This is a genomic window from Brevundimonas fluminis (assembly GCF_003934285.1).
GTDB classification, from domain to species: Bacteria; Pseudomonadota; Alphaproteobacteria; order Caulobacterales; family Caulobacteraceae; genus Brevundimonas; species Brevundimonas fluminis.
Map to the genome: position 1 here is coordinate 32,056 of NZ_RQWJ01000003.1, position 16,792 is coordinate 48,847.

The 16,792-nt window shown below is 71.3% G+C and carries 19 protein-coding genes; 6 read left to right on the plus strand and 13 right to left on the minus strand.

The genetic code is table 11. From position 1 onward, the window contains the following. Positions 1 to 729, minus strand: a complete 729-nt coding sequence (gene gloB / locus EFJ44_RS05010; protein WP_125256118.1) for a hydroxyacylglutathione hydrolase — start codon at positions 727 to 729, stop codon at positions 1 to 3. A 45-nt stretch (positions 730 to 774) separates the two neighbouring features. Here gloB and EFJ44_RS05015 point away from each other — a divergent pair, with 45 nt between their 5' ends. The 5 genes from EFJ44_RS05015 to EFJ44_RS05035 all read left to right on the plus strand — a co-directional run bounded on the left by EFJ44_RS05015 (position 775) and on the right by EFJ44_RS05035 (position 5,370). Next, complete coding sequence (locus EFJ44_RS05015) at positions 775 to 1,527, plus strand: class I SAM-dependent methyltransferase (RefSeq protein ID WP_125256119.1); 753 nt, start codon at positions 775 to 777, stop codon at positions 1,525 to 1,527. Between the two features lie 11 nt (positions 1,528 to 1,538). Beyond that, entirely contained in the window at positions 1,539 to 2,051 is a 513-nt protein-coding gene (locus EFJ44_RS05020) for a SixA phosphatase family protein (RefSeq protein ID WP_125256120.1), read from the plus strand. After that, entirely contained in the window at positions 2,048 to 2,389 is a 342-nt protein-coding gene (locus tag EFJ44_RS05025; protein ID WP_125256121.1) for a DUF952 domain-containing protein, read from the plus strand. The genes EFJ44_RS05020 and EFJ44_RS05025 overlap by 4 nt, the downstream gene beginning before the upstream one ends. Further along, positions 2,382 to 3,416, plus strand: a complete 1,035-nt coding sequence (locus EFJ44_RS05030) for a quinone-dependent dihydroorotate dehydrogenase (RefSeq protein WP_125256122.1) — start codon at positions 2,382 to 2,384, stop codon at positions 3,414 to 3,416. Before EFJ44_RS05025 ends, EFJ44_RS05030 begins: the two co-directional genes overlap by 8 nt. Before the next feature lie 67 nt (positions 3,417 to 3,483). Continuing rightward, a complete protein-coding gene (locus EFJ44_RS05035) occupies positions 3,484 to 5,370 on the plus strand; it encodes an ATP-binding protein (protein WP_164511857.1) in 1,887 nt (628 codons plus the stop codon). On the opposite strand, the gene EFJ44_RS05040 is transcribed toward EFJ44_RS05035, so the two are convergent. Next, on the minus strand, positions 5,371 to 5,856 hold the full coding sequence (locus EFJ44_RS05040) for a peroxiredoxin (protein ID WP_125256123.1): 486 nt from the start codon (positions 5,854 to 5,856) through the stop codon (positions 5,371 to 5,373). Positions 5,857 to 5,966: 110 nt separating this feature from the next. On the opposite strand from EFJ44_RS05040, the gene EFJ44_RS05045 reads away from it, so the two are divergent. Then, positions 5,967 to 6,539, plus strand: a complete 573-nt coding sequence (locus EFJ44_RS05045; protein WP_125256124.1) for a YqgE/AlgH family protein — start codon at positions 5,967 to 5,969, stop codon at positions 6,537 to 6,539. Here EFJ44_RS05045 and EFJ44_RS05050 read toward each other — a convergent pair. From EFJ44_RS05050 to coxB, 11 genes are all read right to left on the minus strand, one after another. Next, positions 6,536 to 8,200, minus strand: coding sequence for a putative bifunctional diguanylate cyclase/phosphodiesterase (locus EFJ44_RS05050; RefSeq protein ID WP_125256125.1), 1,665 nt, complete (start codon positions 8,198 to 8,200; stop codon positions 6,536 to 6,538). The two genes, EFJ44_RS05045 and EFJ44_RS05050, sit on opposite strands and share 4 nt — an antisense overlap. A 39-nt stretch (positions 8,201 to 8,239) precedes the next feature. Further along, positions 8,240 to 8,815, minus strand: coding sequence for a GNAT family N-acetyltransferase (locus EFJ44_RS05055; protein ID WP_125256126.1), 576 nt, complete (start codon positions 8,813 to 8,815; stop codon positions 8,240 to 8,242). A 37-nt stretch (positions 8,816 to 8,852) separates the two neighbouring features. Then, positions 8,853 to 10,094 carry a M16 family metallopeptidase gene (locus EFJ44_RS05060; protein ID WP_338142278.1) on the minus strand — a complete coding sequence of 414 codons (1,242 nt, stop codon included), beginning with the start codon at positions 10,092 to 10,094 and terminating at the stop codon, positions 8,853 to 8,855. A 14-nt stretch (positions 10,095 to 10,108) separates the two neighbouring features. After that, positions 10,109 to 10,795, minus strand: coding sequence for an SURF1 family protein (locus EFJ44_RS05065; protein WP_125256127.1), 687 nt, complete (start codon positions 10,793 to 10,795; stop codon positions 10,109 to 10,111). Further along, entirely contained in the window at positions 10,785 to 11,177 is a 393-nt protein-coding gene (locus EFJ44_RS05070) for a DUF983 domain-containing protein (protein ID WP_125256128.1), read from the minus strand. The genes EFJ44_RS05065 and EFJ44_RS05070 overlap by 11 nt, the downstream gene beginning before the upstream one ends. Beyond that, entirely contained in the window at positions 11,174 to 12,070 is an 897-nt protein-coding gene (locus tag EFJ44_RS05075) for a cytochrome c oxidase subunit 3 (protein WP_125256129.1), read from the minus strand. The genes EFJ44_RS05070 and EFJ44_RS05075 overlap by 4 nt, the downstream gene beginning before the upstream one ends. 73 nt (positions 12,071 to 12,143) lie before the next feature. Continuing rightward, a complete protein-coding gene (locus EFJ44_RS05080) occupies positions 12,144 to 12,683 on the minus strand; it encodes a cytochrome c oxidase assembly protein (protein WP_125256130.1) in 540 nt (179 codons plus the stop codon). Continuing rightward, positions 12,680 to 12,853: a hypothetical protein gene (locus tag EFJ44_RS13780; protein WP_164511858.1), complete on the minus strand. Its 174-nt coding sequence runs from the start codon at positions 12,851 to 12,853 to the stop codon at positions 12,680 to 12,682. The genes EFJ44_RS05080 and EFJ44_RS13780 overlap by 4 nt, the downstream gene beginning before the upstream one ends. After that, the gene (locus EFJ44_RS05085; RefSeq protein ID WP_125256131.1) at positions 12,844 to 13,848 is read right to left on the minus strand and encodes a heme o synthase; all 1,005 of its coding nucleotides are present in this window, start codon (positions 13,846 to 13,848) and stop codon (positions 12,844 to 12,846) included. Before EFJ44_RS05085 ends, EFJ44_RS13780 begins: the two co-directional genes overlap by 10 nt. Before the next feature lie 76 nt (positions 13,849 to 13,924). Beyond that, entirely contained in the window at positions 13,925 to 15,577 is a 1,653-nt protein-coding gene (ctaD, locus tag EFJ44_RS05090) for a cytochrome c oxidase subunit I (RefSeq protein WP_125256132.1), read from the minus strand. A 23-nt stretch (positions 15,578 to 15,600) separates the two neighbouring features. Beyond that, positions 15,601 to 16,596, minus strand: coding sequence for a cytochrome c oxidase subunit II (coxB, locus tag EFJ44_RS05095; protein WP_125256133.1), 996 nt, complete (start codon positions 16,594 to 16,596; stop codon positions 15,601 to 15,603). Positions 16,597 to 16,792 lie beyond the last annotated feature (196 nt).

Genomic DNA, 16,792 nt, shown 5'->3' on the forward strand with positions numbered 1-16,792 from the left:
TCAGCCGACGAACGCGTCCTTGGCCGCGCGGCGCAGGGCGAAGGTCTCCGCGTCCCCCGCCGTCAGGAAGGGGTTGAAGCGCCGCTCCGTCCCGACCGTCGTCGGCACGGTCGGCTCGCCCCGCGCCCGCCGGGCCCGCAGCTCCGCCACATGGGCCGCCAGTTCCGGCCGGTCGTCCACGGTCACGGCGAAGGCGGCATTGCCCAGCGCATATTCGTGCGCCCCCCACAGCCGCGTCGCCCCGTCCCAGCCGGCGACCGCCGACAGGCTGTCCCACATCTGCGCCGGCGCGCCCTCGAACAGGCGGCCGCAGCCCAGCGGGAAGATCACGTCGCCGACGAACGCCTCGCGCGCTTCTCGTGCCAGAAAGACGACGTGCCCCAGGGTGTGGCCCGGGGTGTCCAGAACCTCGAAGGTCGTCGTTCCCAGCCCGACCCGGTCGCCGCCGGCCACGACGCGATCCAGCGGCGCGGCGCGGCGCACCTCTTCCGGCCCGACGATCTCGCAGCCCGTCGCGCCTTTCAGCGCCCCGTTCCCCTGGGTGTGATCCGGATGCCAGTGGGTGTTCAGCAGCAGGTCCAGCCGCCCCCAGCCGCTGGCCTCCAGATCGGCGAGGATCGCCGCCGCGTCCGGCGCGTCCACCGCCGCCACGGCCCCGCTCGCGGAGTCGCGGACCAGAAAGCCGTAGTTGTCCGAAAGGCAGGGGAACAGGCGCACGTCCAGGGTCATGACCGCATCCTAGCGGCGCGCGTCCGCCCGGCCTATCCTGCAGGCATGCGGCGTGGCGTCGAGGAATTGCGGGCCTTCTACGGTGAGGCGGCCGGACAGGTCGTCCGCCGCCTGGTCGCGCGGCGTCTGGACGACGCCTGGGGCGAGGCCGCCGGCTGCGACGTCCTGGGCCTCGGCTACGCCGTGCCGTGGCTCGACGCCTTCGTCGGCGCTCGTCGGCAGGTCGCGGCCATGCCGGGCGGGCAGGGGGCCGAGACCTGGCCCCCGGTGGGGCGCAACCGCACGGTCCTGGTCGACGAGCGCGCCCTGCCGTTCGCGGCGGGGACCTTCGATCGCATTCTGCTGGTCCATGCGCTGGAAGAGGCCGACGCCCCCGCCCAGGTGCTGGCCGAAGCGGTCAGGGTTCTGAGCCCCACGGGCCGCGTCATCCTCGCGGCCGCCGCGCGCGGGGGGCTGTGGGCGCGCGCGGATTCGACGCCGTTCGGCCATGGCCGCCCCTTCACGCGCCGCCAGCTCGAGGGACTGGTGCGGCAGGTGGGGCTGGAGCCCTCGGCCTGGTCCCAGACCCTGTACGTGCCGCCGTGGCGTCCTCTGCTGGGCGCCGCCGACGGCTTCGAGGAGATCGGCCGCCGCGTCGCGCCGGGCTTCGCCGGCCTGATCCTGCTGGAGGCCACGCGTCAGGCGTACGCCCGCGTCCGGCCCTCCGGCGCCGTGGCGACGGTCCCGGTCACGCCGGGTCTCCAGCCGGCGCCGGCCGCGCGCGGCGCGCGTCTGGTCGCGGACGGCGAACCGCACTAGACCGGCGGCTCATGAACCGGCTCATCCTCATGCGGCACGCGAAGGCCGAGCGCGACAGCGGGTCCGGCAGGGACATGGACCGGCCGCTCAGCTCGCGGGGCGTGGCGGACGCGGGACTGGTGGCCCGCGCCCTGGCCGACCGCGGCGTGCGCCCGGACGTGGCTCTCGTTTCGGCGGCGGCGCGCACGCGTCAGACCTGGGACGCCGCCCACGACGCCTTCGGCGACGTGCAGGTGGCGATCGAGCCGGCGCTTTACGACGCCTCCGCCGGCGCCCTGCGCCGCGCCGTCGAGGCGCAGGGGGACCGGGCCGGCTGCCTGATCCTCATCGCGCACAATCCCGGCGTCCACCAACTGGCCGTTGAGCTGCTGATCGAAGGGGCCGCCTCGCCCACCGCCATCGAGCGGTTCGCGAGCGGCTTCCCCACCGGCGCCGCGGCGGTTTTCGCGCTGGACGCCAACGGCCGGGCCTCCCTGGAGCTGTTCCTCAAGCCTCGGGACGTCGGCGGCGGGGCCGAGGCGTGACCACGGCGTTCAAGATCGTCGACGCGGCCGAGTGGGACGCGGCCCGCGCCGCCGGCGCCTACGCCGGATCGGCCGTCGACCTGCAGGACGGCTACATCCACCTGTCGACCGCGGACCAGCTTGAGGAGACCGCGCGCCGTCACTACGCCGGTCGCGAGGGCCTGCGCCTCCTCGAGGTGGATCTGGACCGGCTGGGCGCGGTGAAGTGGGAGCCTTCTCGCGGCGGCGCCCTGTTTCCGCATCAGCACGGCGAGCTGCCCGTCGCGGCGGTGGTGGGCGACCGGTCCCTGTCCGTCTCGGCCGACGGCGTCATGATCGTGGGCGCGACGGATGCTTGAGGCCCTCGCCGCGCCCGTCCTGCGCCGCATGGATCCGGAGACGGCCCATCGGCTGGCGATCCGGGGGCTGGCCCTCATGCCCGCGCCGCGTCCGGCCGCGCCCGATCCGATGCTCACGACCCGTCTGGCCGGCCTGACCCTGCCCAACCCGGTCGGCCTCGCCGCCGGGCTGGACAAGAACGCGGAGGCGTTGGGCGGCCTCGCCCGGCTCGGCTTCGGCTTCGTCGAAGCGGGCTCGGTCACGCCCCGGCCACAGGAGGGCAACCCGCGGCCGCGGCTGTTCCGGCTGAACGAGGACGCGGCGGTGATCAACCGCATGGGGTTCAACAACGCGGGGCTGGAGGCCTTCGCCGCGCGGCTGGACCGCCGGCCGCCCGGCGTGCTGGTCGGGGCCAATCTGGGGGCCAACAAGGACTCGGAAGATCGCGCCGCGGATTACGTGACCGGCCTGCGGCGTCTCGCCGGCAAGGCCGACTGGTTCACCGTCAACGTGTCCTCCCCCAACACCCCCGGCCTGCGCGCCCTGCAGGGCCGCGACGCGCTGGACGACCTGCTGGGCCGCGTGGCCGAGGCGCGCCCGGCCGACGGAGCGCCGGTGTTTCTGAAGATCGCGCCCGATCTGGAACCGGCCGAGATCGTCGAGATCGTGCAGGCCGCCCGGGTGTGGAAGCTGGACGGCCTGATCGTGTCGAACACCACGATCTCCCGACCCGCCGACCTGCGTTCGGCCCGCGCGGGCGAGACCGGGGGACTTTCCGGCGCCCCGTTGAAGCCTCTGGCGCGCCGGGCTCTGGGCCTCGCTGTGGAGGCGGCCGAAGGCCGTCTGGCGCTGATCGCCGCGGGCGGAATCGACTCGGGCGAGGAGGTTCTGCATCGCCTCCGCCAGGGCGCCGCGGCGGTGCAGCTCTACTCCGCTCTCGTGCACCACGGTCCCGGCCTGGTCCGCAGGATCCTCGCCGACCTCAAGGCACGCCTGCGCGCCGAGGGATTCACCACGATTTCCGAGGCCGTCGGCGCGTCCCGTTGACGGGGCGTTAGGGCAGAGGCGGGCATGCTGACGGACCGGAAGTCCGCTTCCTTGTCGGGGAGACCGCATGCCGACCACGAGCGACGCCAGCCCCTGGGCCACGGCCGTGCGCCAGCGTCGAAAGGCGCTGTTGCAGCGTCTCGGCATGGGCGCGGCCGCCGCCTTCGTGTTCAGCCCGGTGCTGACATGGGACTTCGCGGCCCTGTGGGTGGCCGGCTACTTCGTGGTTCAGCTGCTGGACCTCTGGGTCTTCGGGCCGGTCAACTCGGGCAAGGTCGACCGCATGGGACCGGTCCGCATGCTCGCGGCCAACGTCATGCTGGTGGCCAACGCCCTCTATTTCGGAAGCCTGTCGGTGGCGCTCTGGTTCACCGGCGGTCCGATGGGCGGCATCTGCGCCGCCATGCTGCTGTCTTCCGGCGCCATCTACGCCGTGGTCAACGCGCCTCGGTCGAACCTCGTGCTGGCGCTGTCGATCGCGCCCCAGTTCCTCTACCTCGCCGCGACCCCCTTCTTCATGCTGGCCTGGGGCGCGCCGCCGGCCTTCTGCACGGCCGTGGCCACGGGCATCGCCGTCTTCATCACCTACTGCCTTTCCGTCTGGCGCCAGATGGAGCGCGCACGGAACGCCGAGGCGGCCGCCCGTCTGGAGGCCGACCGCAAGCGGGTGGAGGCCGAGGCCGCCATGAACAGCCGCTCGGCCTTCCTGGCCGCCGTGGGCCACGACCTCCGCACGCCGATAGGCGCCATCATGAGCGGCGCCATGGAGATCGAGCGCGCCGCCGACGGCGCCTCGCGCAGCCAGGCGCGGCTGATCGCCGACGCGGGGCTGATGATGAAGGCCCTGCTGGACGACCTGCTGGATCATGCCAAACTGGAAGCGGGCCGGATGACGGTCGACGCGGTCGACTTCGACCTCCGCGCCCTGACCGCGCAGACCCTGAAGCTGTGGCAGCAGCCGGTGCGCGCCAAGGGGCTGAGCCTGCGGCTGGAAGGCGCCGCCTCTCTCCCCCGCGCCGTCCGTGGCGACCCGATGCGGCTGCGCCAGATCCTGAACAACCTGATCTCCAATGCGGTGAAGTTCACCCAGACCGGCTCGGTCACCCTGCGCCTCTCGGCCTGGGAGGAGGACGGCGGTCTGCATTCCGTGGTGTTCGAGATCGCCGACACCGGCCCGGGCATGACCGCGGAGCAGGTGGCCCGTCTGTTCACGCCCTTCGACCAGACCGCCGACGGAGTCCAGGCCCGCCACGGGGGCACCGGCCTGGGGCTGGCGATCAGCCGCGAGCTGGTGGGCCTGATGGGCGGTCGCCTGACCGTGCGCAGCCGGCCGGGCGAGGGCGCCGCCTTCACGGTCGCCGTGACCTTCGCGCCCGCCGCCTCGGACGTCCTCGCTCCGGCCGCTCCCGACGAGACGGGCCGCCGCGTCGTGGCCCAGGCGCTGAAGGCGCCGGCGCCCGCCGAGCCGGTCGTCGCCGCGGCTCCGGCCGCGGACGAACCGGCTGCGGATGAACCCCCGCCGGAGGCCGAAGACGAAGGCCGGGCCATGAAGGTGCTCGTCGTCGACGACCACGACATCAACCGCCGGGCGGTCCAGCTGATCCTCGCGCCGCTCGGCGTCGAGGTGACCACGGCCGAGGACGGCATGGCCGCCCTGCGCGCCTGCGATCAGGGCGAGTTCGACATGATCTTCATGGACGTGCGGATGCCCGAACTCGACGGTCGCGAGACCACGCGACGCCTGCGGGCCTCCGGCGGGCCGAACGCCCGCGTGCCCGTCATCGCCGTCACGGCCGACACCAGCCCCGAGGACATCGAGGCCTGTCTGGCTGCGGGAATGTCCTACTTCGTGCCCAAGCCGATCACGCCGCCGGCCCTGCTGGGCGCGGTCCAGCATGTCCTCTCCGGCCTCTCGGCCGAGGCGGAGGCCCCGGCCGAGACGGTCGCCGCCTGATCAGAGCTGGGTCAGCAGGTGCTCGGCCGAGCTGACGCGGAATTCGCCGCCCTGCTCGACGTTCAACTGGTCGACCACGCCGTCCTTGACGATCATGGAATAGCGCTGCGACCGCTCGCCCATGCCGAAGCCCTTGGCGTCCAGAGACAGACCCAGCGCCCGGGTGAAGTCTCCGTTGCCGTCGGCCAGCATGACGATGTCGTCGTCGCCCACGCCCTGGCTGTCGCCCCAGGCCCGCATGACGAAGGCGTCGTTCACCGACACGCAGGCCACGGCGTCCACGCCCTTGCCCTTCAGCTCCTCGCGCTTGTCGGTAAAGCCCGGCAGGTGCCGCGCCGAGCAGGTCGGGGTGAAGGCGCCCGGCACGGCGAACAGGGCGACGGTGCGGCCCTTGAAGAAGTCGTCGGTCGTAACCGGCTTCGGCCCTTCCGTAGTGGCCTGCGACAGGGTGGCCGAGGGGATGCGGTCGCCGATCTGAATGGTCACGGGGCAGGCTCCGAAGGTTCGGGTGAACGGATGCTGGCCAGATAGGGCCTTGCCCGGCCCGCGCCAACCCGCCCCTTGCATGCAAGGGCCCCGGCGCCGATCATCAGGGCATGGACGACCCCTCCACTCTCGCGGGCCGCCTTCTGGTGGCCATGCCCGGAATCGGCGATCCGCGCTTCGAGCACGCGGTGATTCTGGTCTGCTCCCACGACGACGAGCACGCCATGGGCGTGCGGCTCGACGCGCCCGCGCCCGGCGTCGACGTCGCCGAAGTGCTGAAACGTCTGGACCTGCCGCCCTCCGAAACGCCGGAGGCGCGACCGGTTCTCGTGGGCGGCCCCGTGGATCGCGAGCGCGGCTTCGTGATCCATTCCGACGACTGGCTGTCCGCCGACTCCAGCCTTCCGTTCGGCGAGGGTCTGGCCATGACCGCCACGCGCGACGCCCTGGTGGCCATGGGCGATCCCGTCGCCGGCCCCCGCCGCGCCGTGCTGGCCCTCGGCTACGCCGGGTGGGACGAGGGGCAGCTGGAAAGCGAGCTGGCCGAAAACGTCTGGCTGGTCGCGGACGCCGAGCAGGACATCATCTTCGACCTCGACCACGCCTCGAAATGGTCCCGCGCGCTGAAGGCCGTCGGCGTGCCCGAGGCGGGCGCCCTCTCAGGGCAAGGCGGGCGAGCCTAGGCGCTGCGCTGCTTCAACGGGGCCGTGCCGTCCGCCAGCGATTCGTTCAGATAGACCTCGGCCTCCTGCGCCGTCAGCGCGGGCGCGTAGCCGTAGCCCTGACCGTAGTGGCACTGGGCGTCGATCAGGCGGCGCGCCAGTCCGGCGTTCTCCACGCCTTCGGCCACCACCTCCAGCGAAAGGTCGCGGCCCAGGGCGACGACCGACTTGACGATCTTCGCCGAGCCCTCGTCCTTGTCCATTGTCAGCACGAACCAGCGGTCGATCTTCAGCGTGTCGAACGGCAGCTTGGCCAGCCAGGTCAGCGACGAGAAGCCGGTGCCGAAATCGTCGAGCGCCAGCGACGCCCCGGCCGCCTTCAGACGCGCCAGCACCTCGGCCGCCCGCGCCGTGTCGCGCATGATGTCGCCCTCGGTGACCTCCAGCTTCAGCGCGCCCTTCGGCAGGCCGTGGTCGGCGATGATGCGCGACACGTCCTCGACCAGATCCGGCCGCTCGATCTCGCCGACCGACAGGTTGACGCTGCAGAACAGGTCGCCCGCTTCCGGGTGCCGTCGCAGCCACTCCGACAGCTGACGCGAGGCCCGGCTCATCATCAGCAGGCCGAGATCGTTCATCAGACCCATCTCGTCGGCCAGACCCAGGAACTCGTCCGGCGGCACGAGGCCGCGCGTCGGATGTCGCCAGCGCGCCAGCGCCTCGAAGCCCGCCACCGCGCCGGTCGCCAGGTTCACGATCGGCTGGAAGAAGGGCTCGATCTCGCCGCGCACGAAGGCGTTGCGCAGGTCGGCCTCCAGCGCCAGCCGGTTCAGGCTGTCGCTCTCCAGCGCCCGGCCATAGGCGGCGGCCCCGCCGCGCCCGGCGGTCTTGGCCTGTTCCACCGCCAGTTCGACCCGGCGCAGCAATTCGGCCGCGTCCGGCGCGTCCGGCCCGCCTTCGGCGTCCACCGCCCCGATCGAGACCGTGGGGTAGATGTCGAACCCGGCCAGCCTCAGCGGCTGCTCCAGCGCCTCGCGCAGCCGGGCCGCAGGGGCGCCGGCGCCGGCGCAGACCACCGCGAACTCGTCCTCCCCGATGCGCGCGGGCGCGGCGTCCGGCGGGAAGGCCGCCGCCAGTCGCGACCCCAGCGCCGACAGCACCATGTCGGCCCGCTCGTGCCCCAGCGCCTCGTTCAGACGGCGCAGGCGGTCGACGTCGGCGACCACGATCTCGACCGGACCCGGCCGGGTCAGGGTCTCGCCGACCCGGGCCAGAAAGGCCCTTCGGTCCAGCAACCCGGTCAGTGGATCTCGATCCGTGCCCGCGAACTTGACGTCCGAAGCCACCAGGCCGGCGGCCCGCAGGCCGTCCTCCAGCCAGACGCCACGCCAAAGGCACAGCTGGCCGTCGCGCATGCGCAGGCGCAGGACCACCTCCTCGCCCTCGTCACGCGGCTTCAGCAGGCGCTCGGCCAGCGCCCTGTCCTGCGGCAGGGTCAGGGCCACGAAGGCCGCGCCGGAACATTCCGGCGCCAGCGCGCCCAGCCCGAGGGCGCCGGTCGCGCCCGTGAATCGCAGTCGGTCGGAGGCCGGGGTCCATTCCCACAGGGCGGCGCCGGCCCCGGCGAGGGCCTCGATCGCCGTGGTCGCGTCCCATGCGAGCGCTCTGGAGCCTGTCTGCACGCGCCCGGGCGCTCCCCTCAAGCGGCGGGCGCGAAGGCGTCAGGACGCCTCGTCGCGGACCCTGCCGAACAGCAGATGATCTGCCCAATCGCCGTTAATTTTGAGATAAGCCCGGGCCCGGCCCTCGGCCTCGAACCCCGCCTTCTCCAGCACCCGGCGCGAAGCGTGGTTGGCCGGCAGACAGGCCGCCTCCACCCGGTGCAGGCCCAGATCGGCAAAGGCGTGATCGACCATCGCCCGGACCGCCGCCGTGGCGAATCCCCTCCCGGCGAACGGTCGGCCGATCCAGTAGCCCAGGGTCCCCGTCTCGGCCACGCCGCGGCGGACGTTCGACAGGGTGATGGCCCCCACCAGGCCCTCGTCGGTGAAGACGAACATCGGCCAGGCGTTTCCCTGCTCCTGCTCGCGGGCATAGATCGACAGGCGGCGGCGATAGGCCGTGCGCGTCAGGTCGTCCTCGGGCCAGGTCGGCTCCCACGGCGTCAGATAATCCCGGGACTCGGCGCGCAGGGAGGCCCACGCGGAGTAGTCGGTCGGGCGCGGCGCGCGCAGCAGGACGCCGTGGGCGCTGAGCGCCGGCGCGGTGCGTTCGCCGATCCAGTCCAGAAGGGCCATGTCCACAGCTAACGCGCGAGCGGCCCGGTCGGCAACCTCAGCCGAGGGCGTCCGCGAAGACGCGGCCCGCCCCGTGGGCCCCCGCGGGCCCCAGCACCGAGGTCGCGGCCCCCGCGGCGCAAGCACGCCTCGCCGCCGCGCGGACGTCGTCGACCGTCTGCGCCCGCAGCCGGGCCACGGCGGTTTCCGTCGGGATCGGGGCGCCGAAGATCAGGGTCTGAGCCGCGGCGCGGCCGGCGCGCGACGCCGGGCTCTCGTCCGACATCATCAGCCCGCCGACCAGCACGGCCTTGGCCCGTGCCAGCTCGTCGGCCGTCGGGCCGTTCGCCGCCAGATCGGCCAGTTCCCGGGCGCAGACCTGCGCCAGCGCCTCGGCCCGTTCCGGGGCGCAGCCGGCGTAGATCCCCAGCAGGCCGGTCTCGGCATAGGCGTCGAACCAGGCGTCGACCGCGTAGGCCAGCCCCAGCTCCTCGCGCGCCTTCTGGAACAGGCGCGAAGCCATCCCGCCGCCCAGAATCTCCGCCAGCAGGCGCGTGGCCGGGTAGGCCGGATCGGCGGTCCCGCATGCGGGCGTCAGGAAGACCACGTTGGCCTGTTCGATCCGCCGCTTCAGCATGGCGTGGCCGCCGCCGAAGGTCGCGGACGCCGGTCGCGCGGCGTCCGGCGCGGCGGGGGCGTCGCCGAACCGGCCCTGCGCGGCGTCTCGAAGCCGGTGGGCGTCGACGGCGCCGGACACCGCCACGACCATCCGTTCGGGCGCGTACAGGGCGGCGCGCCAGGCCTCCACCGTCTCGCGCCGGGCCGGCTTCAGCGCGGCGACCGTGCCGAGGATCGGCCGCCCCAGCGCCTGTCCCGGATAGGCCCTGTCCTGCGCCATCTCGAAGACGTGGTCGTCGGGCGTGTCGAAGGCTTCGGCGATCTCCTGCGCCACCACGTCTTTCTCGCGCTCGATCTCTTCCGGATCCAGGGTGGGCCGCAGCAAGAGGTCGGACACGACCTGCAGCGCCGTCTCCAGCGAGCCCTCCAGCCCGCGCACCTCGAACGACGTGCGCTCGTGTCCCGTGGCCGCGTTGATGTGGCCGCCGTCGCGCTCGATCCGTTCCACGATCTCGCGGGAATCCATCTCGCCGGCGCCCTTGAACACCAGGTGTTCGAGGAAATGGGACCAGCCCGCGCGATCCGGCGTCTCCCAGCGCGAGCCGCCGTCGACCGTGACGGTCAGGGCGAAGGTCTTCAGCCCCGGCATGGGGTCCGCGACCACGCGGACGCCGTTGGGCAAGGTGTTTATGGCGGTCAGGACGCGGACTTTCTCAGGCGACGGCGAAGCAGGGCCACATAGAAGCCGATCAGCACGATCGCCAGTCCGAACCACGTCAGGGCATAGCCGAGGTGGTTGTTGGAGAAGGCGGGGGGCGGCGGCGAGGGCGTGAGGGCGGCCCATTGCGGCCAAGCCGATTCCTCGGCGTACAGGGTGAACGGGCGCGCTGCCTCCACCCCCAGCGCCCCACTCATGACCTCCGCGTCCCGCGCGAAGAAGCGGCCGTTCCGGGGCGGGGGAGAGAACGCGCCGGGCGGGTCGGTGCGGCGGACCACGGCGGTGATGGCGGGGATGGCGGCGGACGCCCTCGCCGGCCGGGCGCTGATGGTTTCGGGCACGAACCCGAGGTCGACCAGCCAGCCCTCGCAGGCGGCGATCAGTCTCATCCCCGGCTGGCCGTCATGGATCGACTGAAGCTCCACGTGCGGTCGATTCTGGAAGTCGCACGGCAGGACCACGCGCCGGAACTCAGGGTCCGGCAGGGCGGCGAGATCGGCCAACGGGACCGGCGCGGCCAGACCGGCCGCTTGCGCCTGCGCGATCAGCCCCTCCTTCCACGCCAGCCGCCGCACCTGCCAGGCGCCCAGGCCGATCAGCAGAGCCAGGGCGGCGGCGCAGGCGACCGTCAGGATCCATGGAAATCCGGCGCGCTCAGTCGTCATTGCGGGCCTCCGCGGCGCGGTTGCGCATCTGCAGGGCGATCATGACCCCCTTGCCGGGGCGCATCAGGGCCAGGGAGCCGACGACCGCCAGCGCGGGCCAGACCAGCAGGTGCAGCCACATCGGCGGAGCGAAGGCGATCTCGACGGCCAGCGCGCCGAACACGACGGGAAAGCCGACGATCTGGATGATGAAGACCGCCGCGCCGTCCCCGGTGTTCAGCCGGGTGAAGTCGAAGCCGCAGGCGCGGCACCGGTCGACGACCTCCAGGAAGCCCGCATACAGGGGCCCGCGACCGCAATTGGGACAGCGGCAAAGCAGACCGGCGCGGATCGGGTCGATCCGCGCCGGCTGGACGTCTTGCCTTGTCGGCGTCCCGGTCACCCGAAGGTGACGTAGACGAAGGCGAACAGGAACAGCCAGACCACGTCCACGAAGTGCCAGTACCAGGCCGCCGCCTCGAAGCCGAAATGCTTCTGCGGGGTCATCTGACCGGCCAGCAGGCGCAGCAAGCACACCGTCAGGAACAGGGTGCCGATCAGCACGTGGAACCCGTGGAACCCGGTCGCCATGAAGAAGATCGAACCGTACAGGCCCGAGTTCACGGCCGCGTCGTTGAAGAACAGGTGCTCGTGGATGATGTGGTAGTACTCGTACGCCTGCACCGCCGTGAACAGCACGCCCAGCGCCACGGTGATGGCCAGACCCGTCTTCGCGGCCTTGCGGTCGCCGACCTGCAGGGCGTGGTGGGCCCAGGTCACGGTCGTGCCCGACAGCAGCAGGATGACGGTGTTCAGCAGCGGCAGGGCCCAGGGGTCCAGCGTCTCGACGCCGCGCGGCGGCCAGACCATGCTGCCGTCGGCGTTGGCCCAGGCGGCGGCCGTGTCGGCCCACAGCCCGACCTGGGGGATGGCGCCCCGGGCCTCGTTGAAGATCGCCATCTCGAAGAACATCCAGAAGAAGGCGGCGAAGAACATCACTTCCGAGGCGATGAACAGCACCATGCCGTAGCGCAGGCCGATCGACACCACCGGGGTGTGATCGCCGCGGCGGCTCTCCTTGATGACGTCCGACCACCAGCCGAACATCGAGTACAGCACGCCCGCGAAACCGGCGAAGAACAGCCACGAGGTGCCTTCCGGCAGCCCGAAGAGCCCCTTCATCCACGCCACGGCGCCGACCATCATCACCGTCACGGCGATGGAGGCGACCAGCGGCCAGGGGCTGGGATCGACCAGGTGATAGTCGTGGTGCGGAGCGGCGTGGGCGTCGGCCATGGGCGTGCGTCGTCTCTAGCGGAAACGGAGGTTCGGGTGGCTATAGCGTCCGTCTCGGCGGGACGCCAGACCCTCAGCCGGCGGCGTCGGGGTCGAACTCCCTGGTCGGCCAGAAGGTATAGCTGAGCGTGATCTCGCGCACGCCGCGACCGTCGCGATCGGTCGCCATCTCCGGCGCGATGAAGTACTGCACCGGGAAGGCCACCGTGGCGCCCGGCGCGATCACCTGACCCTCGAAGCAGAAGCACTGCAGCTTCTGGAAATAGGGGCCGGCCTTTTCCGGAACGACGTTGTAGCTGGCGGTGGCGCCGACCGGCTGGTCGGAGGTGTTCGTCACGTCGAACCAGGCCATGCCGGTCTCGCCGATGCGCAGCTGCTGGCGCACCTGACGCGCCTTGAAGGTCAGGGGCAGGTCCCGCACGTTGGTGTCGAACCGCACCATGACCGTGTCGTCCAGCACCACCTCGGACGGCTTGTCCGCCCGCATGGTCGTGCCGTCGAAGCCGGTCACCCGGCAGAACAGATCGTACAGCGGCACCGCGGCGAAGGCGGCGCCGGTCATGAACATGACGGCCCCGGCGCAGGCAAGGGCGACGGCGTGATCCTTCCTCATCGCGCGGCCTCGGCCGCCACGCCGGCGCGCGCGGCGCGGGCCTCCTCCATGTTGCGCTGCATGCGGAGGAAGGTGGTCAGGAAGACCAGAATCATGAAGGCGATCAGGCCGCCGGCGATCCACAGATTGCGGCGCTTGCGGGCGGCCAATTCCTGATCGGTCAGACGCATGTGGGGCACTCCAGGCCGGCGGCCGGCAGGTGTTCGATCAACAGGGCGGCGAACAGGGCCGTCAGCCACAGGATCGAGTAGGCGAACAGGTTGCGCGCCGGTTTGGCCTCGGCGCGGACGTCATACAATGCGGCCTCTCGCCCCACGGCCTCGGCCTTGTCCGGCTGATCGCCGGCGCGGCTGCGGAACAGCCGCCAGGCCAGCAGCAGGAACAGCGCCCCGCCCGCGACCGAAACCGCCAGATAGCCGCGCCCGCCCAGGCCCACGAAGGCGGGCAGGACGGCGACGGGCACGAGGATCAGCGAATAGAGCCAGACCTGAAGGCGCGTGGACTTCGCCCCCTTCGCCACCGGCATCATGGGGATGCCGGCGCGGGCGTAGTCGCCTGCCGAGTACAGGGCCAGAGCCCAGCTGTGCGGCGGGGTCCACAGGAAGATGATCAGGAACATCAGCCACGCCTGCCACGGCGCGTCGCCCGTCGCGGCGGCCCAGCCGATCACCGGCGGAAAGGCGCCGGCGGCCCCGCCGATGACGATGTTCTGGGGCGTCCGGCGCTTCAGCACGAGGGTGTAGAGTCCGGCGTAGTAGGCGATGGTCATGGCCAGCAGGCCGGCGGCGAACCAGTTGGCGTTCATGCCCAGCAGGGTCACCGAGAACAGGCTCAGCACCGCGCCGAAGGCCAGGGCGTCGTTCTTGCGCACCCGGCCGGAAGCGGTGGGGCGTCCGCGCGTGCGCCGCATCAGGGCGTCGGTCTCGCTCTCCAGCGCCATGTTCAGCGCCCCGGCCGCGCCCGCGCCCACGGCGATGCACAGCACCGCGATCAGTCCTTCCCAAAGGCGCGGATCGCCCGGCGCCGCGAACAGGCCGGTCAGGGCCGTGAACACCACCAGCGACATCACCCGCGGCTTCAGCAGCTGGAACCACTCCTCCGGCTGCGCCGTCGACAGGGTCGGGCGTTCGGGCAGGTCGGACGGGGGCGTTTCGGCGTCGGTCATAACGGTTCGGGGCCGCCCCGCCGGATCGGCGAGGCGGCCCCTCCCTTGGTCTCAGATCAGTCCGCGAGGGACGGGGTCAGTGGTGCTCGGTCGGCTTGATGACCGGCAGTTCGTTGAACTGGTGGTGCGGCGGCGGGCTGGACAGGGTCCATTCCAGGGTGGTCGCGCCCTCGCCCCACGGGTTCGGCACGCCCTTGCGGCGACGCACGGCGGCCTCGACCAGCATGATCAGGAACACGACCACGCCGATGGCGGTGATGGCGTAGCCGATCGACGAGACGTAGTTCCACAGGCTGTAGGCCTCCGGATAGTCCACGTAACGGCGCGGCATGCCCTGCAGGCCCAGGAAGTGCTGCGGGAAGAACACGAGGTTCACGCCCACGAACATGATCCAGAAGTGCGCCGCGCCGAGGAACTCGTTGTACTTCACGCCGAACATCTTCTCGAACCAGTAGTAGAAGCCCGCGAAGATGGCGAACACGGCGCCCAGCGACAGCACGTAGTGGAAGTGCGCCACGACGTAGTAGGTGTCGTGCAGGCTGTAGTCGATGCCGGCGTTGGACAGCACCACGCCGGTCACGCCGCCGACGGTGAACAGGAAGATGAAGCCCATCGCCCACAGCATCGGCGTCTTGAAGTCGATGGAGCCGCCCCACATCGTGGCGATCCAGCTGAAGATCTTCACGCCCGTGGGCACGGCGATGATCATGGTGGCCGCGACGAAATAGGCGCGCAGGTTCACCGTCATGCCGACCGTGTACATGTGGTGCGCCCACACGATGAAGCCGATGAAGCCGATCGCCACCATGGCGTAGGCCATCGCCAGATAGCCGAACACGGGCTTGCGGCTGAAGGTCGAGACGATGTGCGAGATCATGCCGAACCCCGGCAGGATCAGGATGTACACCTCGGGGTGACCGAAGAACCAGAACAGGTGCTGGAACATCACCGGGTCGCCGCCGCCGGTGGGGTCGAAGAACGTCGTGCCGAAGTTGCGGTCGGTCAGCAGCATGGTGATTGCGCCCGCCAGGACCGGCAGCGAGAGCAGCAGCAGGAAGGCGGTGATCAGCACCGACCAGGCGAACAGCGGCATGCGGTGCAGGGTCATGCCCGGCGCGCGCATGTTGAAGATGGTGGTGATGAAGTTGATCGCGCCGAGGATGGAGCTGGCGCCCGCGACGTGCAGCGAGAAGATCGCCAGGTCCATCGCCGGGCCGGTATGGCCGGCGGTCGACAGCGGCGGATAGATGGTCCACCCGCCGCCGAAGCCCTTGCCCGGGCCGCCGTCGACGAACATCGACAGGCACAGCAGCACCCAGGCCGCGACCAGCAGCCAGAACGAGATGTTGTTCATGCGGGGGAAGGCCATGTCGGGCGCGCCGATCATGATCGGCACGAACCAGTTGCCGAAGCCGCCGATCATGGCGGGCATGACCATGAAGAAGATCATGATCAGGGCGTGGGCCGTGACCGTCACGTTGTAGCCGTGCTTGGTCTGCTCCACGAGGCCCAGCAGGCTGATCGAGGAGTTCTCGGCGAAGATCTGCATGCCCGGCTCGGCCAGTTCCCAGCGGATCAGGCCGGACAGGGCGCCGCCCACGATCCCCGCCATGATGGCGAAGATCAGGTACAGGGTGCCGATGTCCTTGTGGTTGGTGGACAGGAACCAGCGGGTGAAGAAGCCCGGCTTGTGGTCGTGGTCGTCGTGACCGTAGGCGGCGGTGGCCATCTGTTTCGGCTCTCTCGCGTGTCTTACTGGGCCGCGGCCGGCGCGGCGGCCGGAGCGGAAGCGGGGGCGGCCGCGGTCGGAGCCGCGGACGGGTCGGTCTGGCTGGCGGCCGGCGCGGCGGCGTCGGTCGTGGCGCCCACCGGAGCGGCGCCGTCGGCGACCGGGGCCGTCGCGGCCGGAACGGCGGCGGCGGCGGCCGCGGCGTCCGCCGCTGCGGTCATGGAACCGCCCTTCGAGGCGACCCAGACGGCGAACTCGGCCTCGGTGACGACGCGGATCTCGATCGGCATGAAGGCGTGGTCGACGCCGCACAGCTCCGAGCACTGGCCGTAGTAGGTGCCCACGCGGTCGGCGCGGAACCAGGTCTCGTTCGTCCGGCCCGGGACGGCGTCGGTCTTCAGGCCGAAGGCCGGCAGGGCCACGGCGTGGATCACGTCGGCGGCGGTGACCAGCAGCTTCACCGTCTTGCCGACCGGCACGACCATCGGTTCGTCGGCGGCCAGGCGGAACGGCACGCCCCGCGCCTCGGCCTCGGCCTCGGGCAGCATGTTGGAGATGTACTCGCTGATGCCCTGGTCCGGGTACTCATAGGCCCAGTTCCACTGGTTGCCCGTGACCTTCACCGTCAGGTCCGGCTCCGGCATGTTCTCGTAGGCGAACAGCAGGCGGAACGAGAAAAGGGCGATCCCGACCAGGATGAAGACCGGCACCACGGTCCAGATCACCTCGACCAGGGTGTTGTGGCTCCAGCGCGCGGGCACCGGATTGGACTTCTTGTTGTAGCGGATCACCACCCAGATGAGCAGCGCCAGCACGAACAGGCTGATGATCGTGATGATCGGCAGCAGGATGAAGTCGTGGAAGATGTGGGCCTCTTCCTTCAGCGGCGAGGCCGCCGGCTGAAGGCCGATGCCGCCCGGCGTGGGCTGGCCGATCAGATCCTGGGCCGCGGCGGCGCCGGTCATGAAGACCGAGCCGATGAAGGCCGAAATCCCCAGGGCGGACTTGCCCATGCTCATGCGGTGTTTCCCTAGTCCTTGCCCCGCCGGTCCCCGGCGCGGGGCTGTCGCCGAACGGCCCCCGAGCGCAGGCGCGGGAGCTTTGCGCGGTCCATATCGCTCCGGCCCCCCTTTGCCAAGGCGCGCGACCTCTTGCCCTCCCAAGGTGAGAACGGGTCGCATTAAATCGAGGTCATGTTTCGCAAGCTACCTTGCC

Coding starts and splice junctions, on each gene's coding strand:
- gloB (WP_125256118.1), bottom strand. CDS start 729: ATGACCCTGGACGTGCGCCTGTTCCCCTGCCTTTCGGACAACTACGGC.
- EFJ44_RS05015 (WP_125256119.1), top strand. CDS start 775: ATGCGGCGTGGCGTCGAGGAATTGCGGGCCTTCTACGGTGAGGCGGCC.
- EFJ44_RS05020 (WP_125256120.1), top strand. CDS start 1,539: ATGAACCGGCTCATCCTCATGCGGCACGCGAAGGCCGAGCGCGACAGC.
- EFJ44_RS05030 (WP_125256122.1), top strand. CDS start 2,382: ATGCTTGAGGCCCTCGCCGCGCCCGTCCTGCGCCGCATGGATCCGGAG.
- EFJ44_RS05035 (WP_164511857.1), top strand. CDS start 3,484: ATGCCGACCACGAGCGACGCCAGCCCCTGGGCCACGGCCGTGCGCCAG.
- EFJ44_RS05045 (WP_125256124.1), top strand. CDS start 5,967: ATGGACGACCCCTCCACTCTCGCGGGCCGCCTTCTGGTGGCCATGCCC.
- EFJ44_RS05055 (WP_125256126.1), bottom strand. CDS start 8,815: ATGGCCCTTCTGGACTGGATCGGCGAACGCACCGCGCCGGCGCTCAGC.
- EFJ44_RS05065 (WP_125256127.1), bottom strand. CDS start 10,795: ATGACGACTGAGCGCGCCGGATTTCCATGGATCCTGACGGTCGCCTGC.
- EFJ44_RS05075 (WP_125256129.1), bottom strand. CDS start 12,070: ATGGCCGACGCCCACGCCGCTCCGCACCACGACTATCACCTGGTCGAT.
- EFJ44_RS05080 (WP_125256130.1), bottom strand. CDS start 12,683: ATGAGGAAGGATCACGCCGTCGCCCTTGCCTGCGCCGGGGCCGTCATG.
- EFJ44_RS13780 (WP_164511858.1), bottom strand. CDS start 12,853: ATGCGTCTGACCGATCAGGAATTGGCCGCCCGCAAGCGCCGCAATCTG.
- EFJ44_RS05085 (WP_125256131.1), bottom strand. CDS start 13,848: ATGACCGACGCCGAAACGCCCCCGTCCGACCTGCCCGAACGCCCGACC.
- ctaD (WP_125256132.1), bottom strand. CDS start 15,577: ATGGCCACCGCCGCCTACGGTCACGACGACCACGACCACAAGCCGGGC.
- coxB (WP_125256133.1), bottom strand. CDS start 16,596: ATGAGCATGGGCAAGTCCGCCCTGGGGATTTCGGCCTTCATCGGCTCG.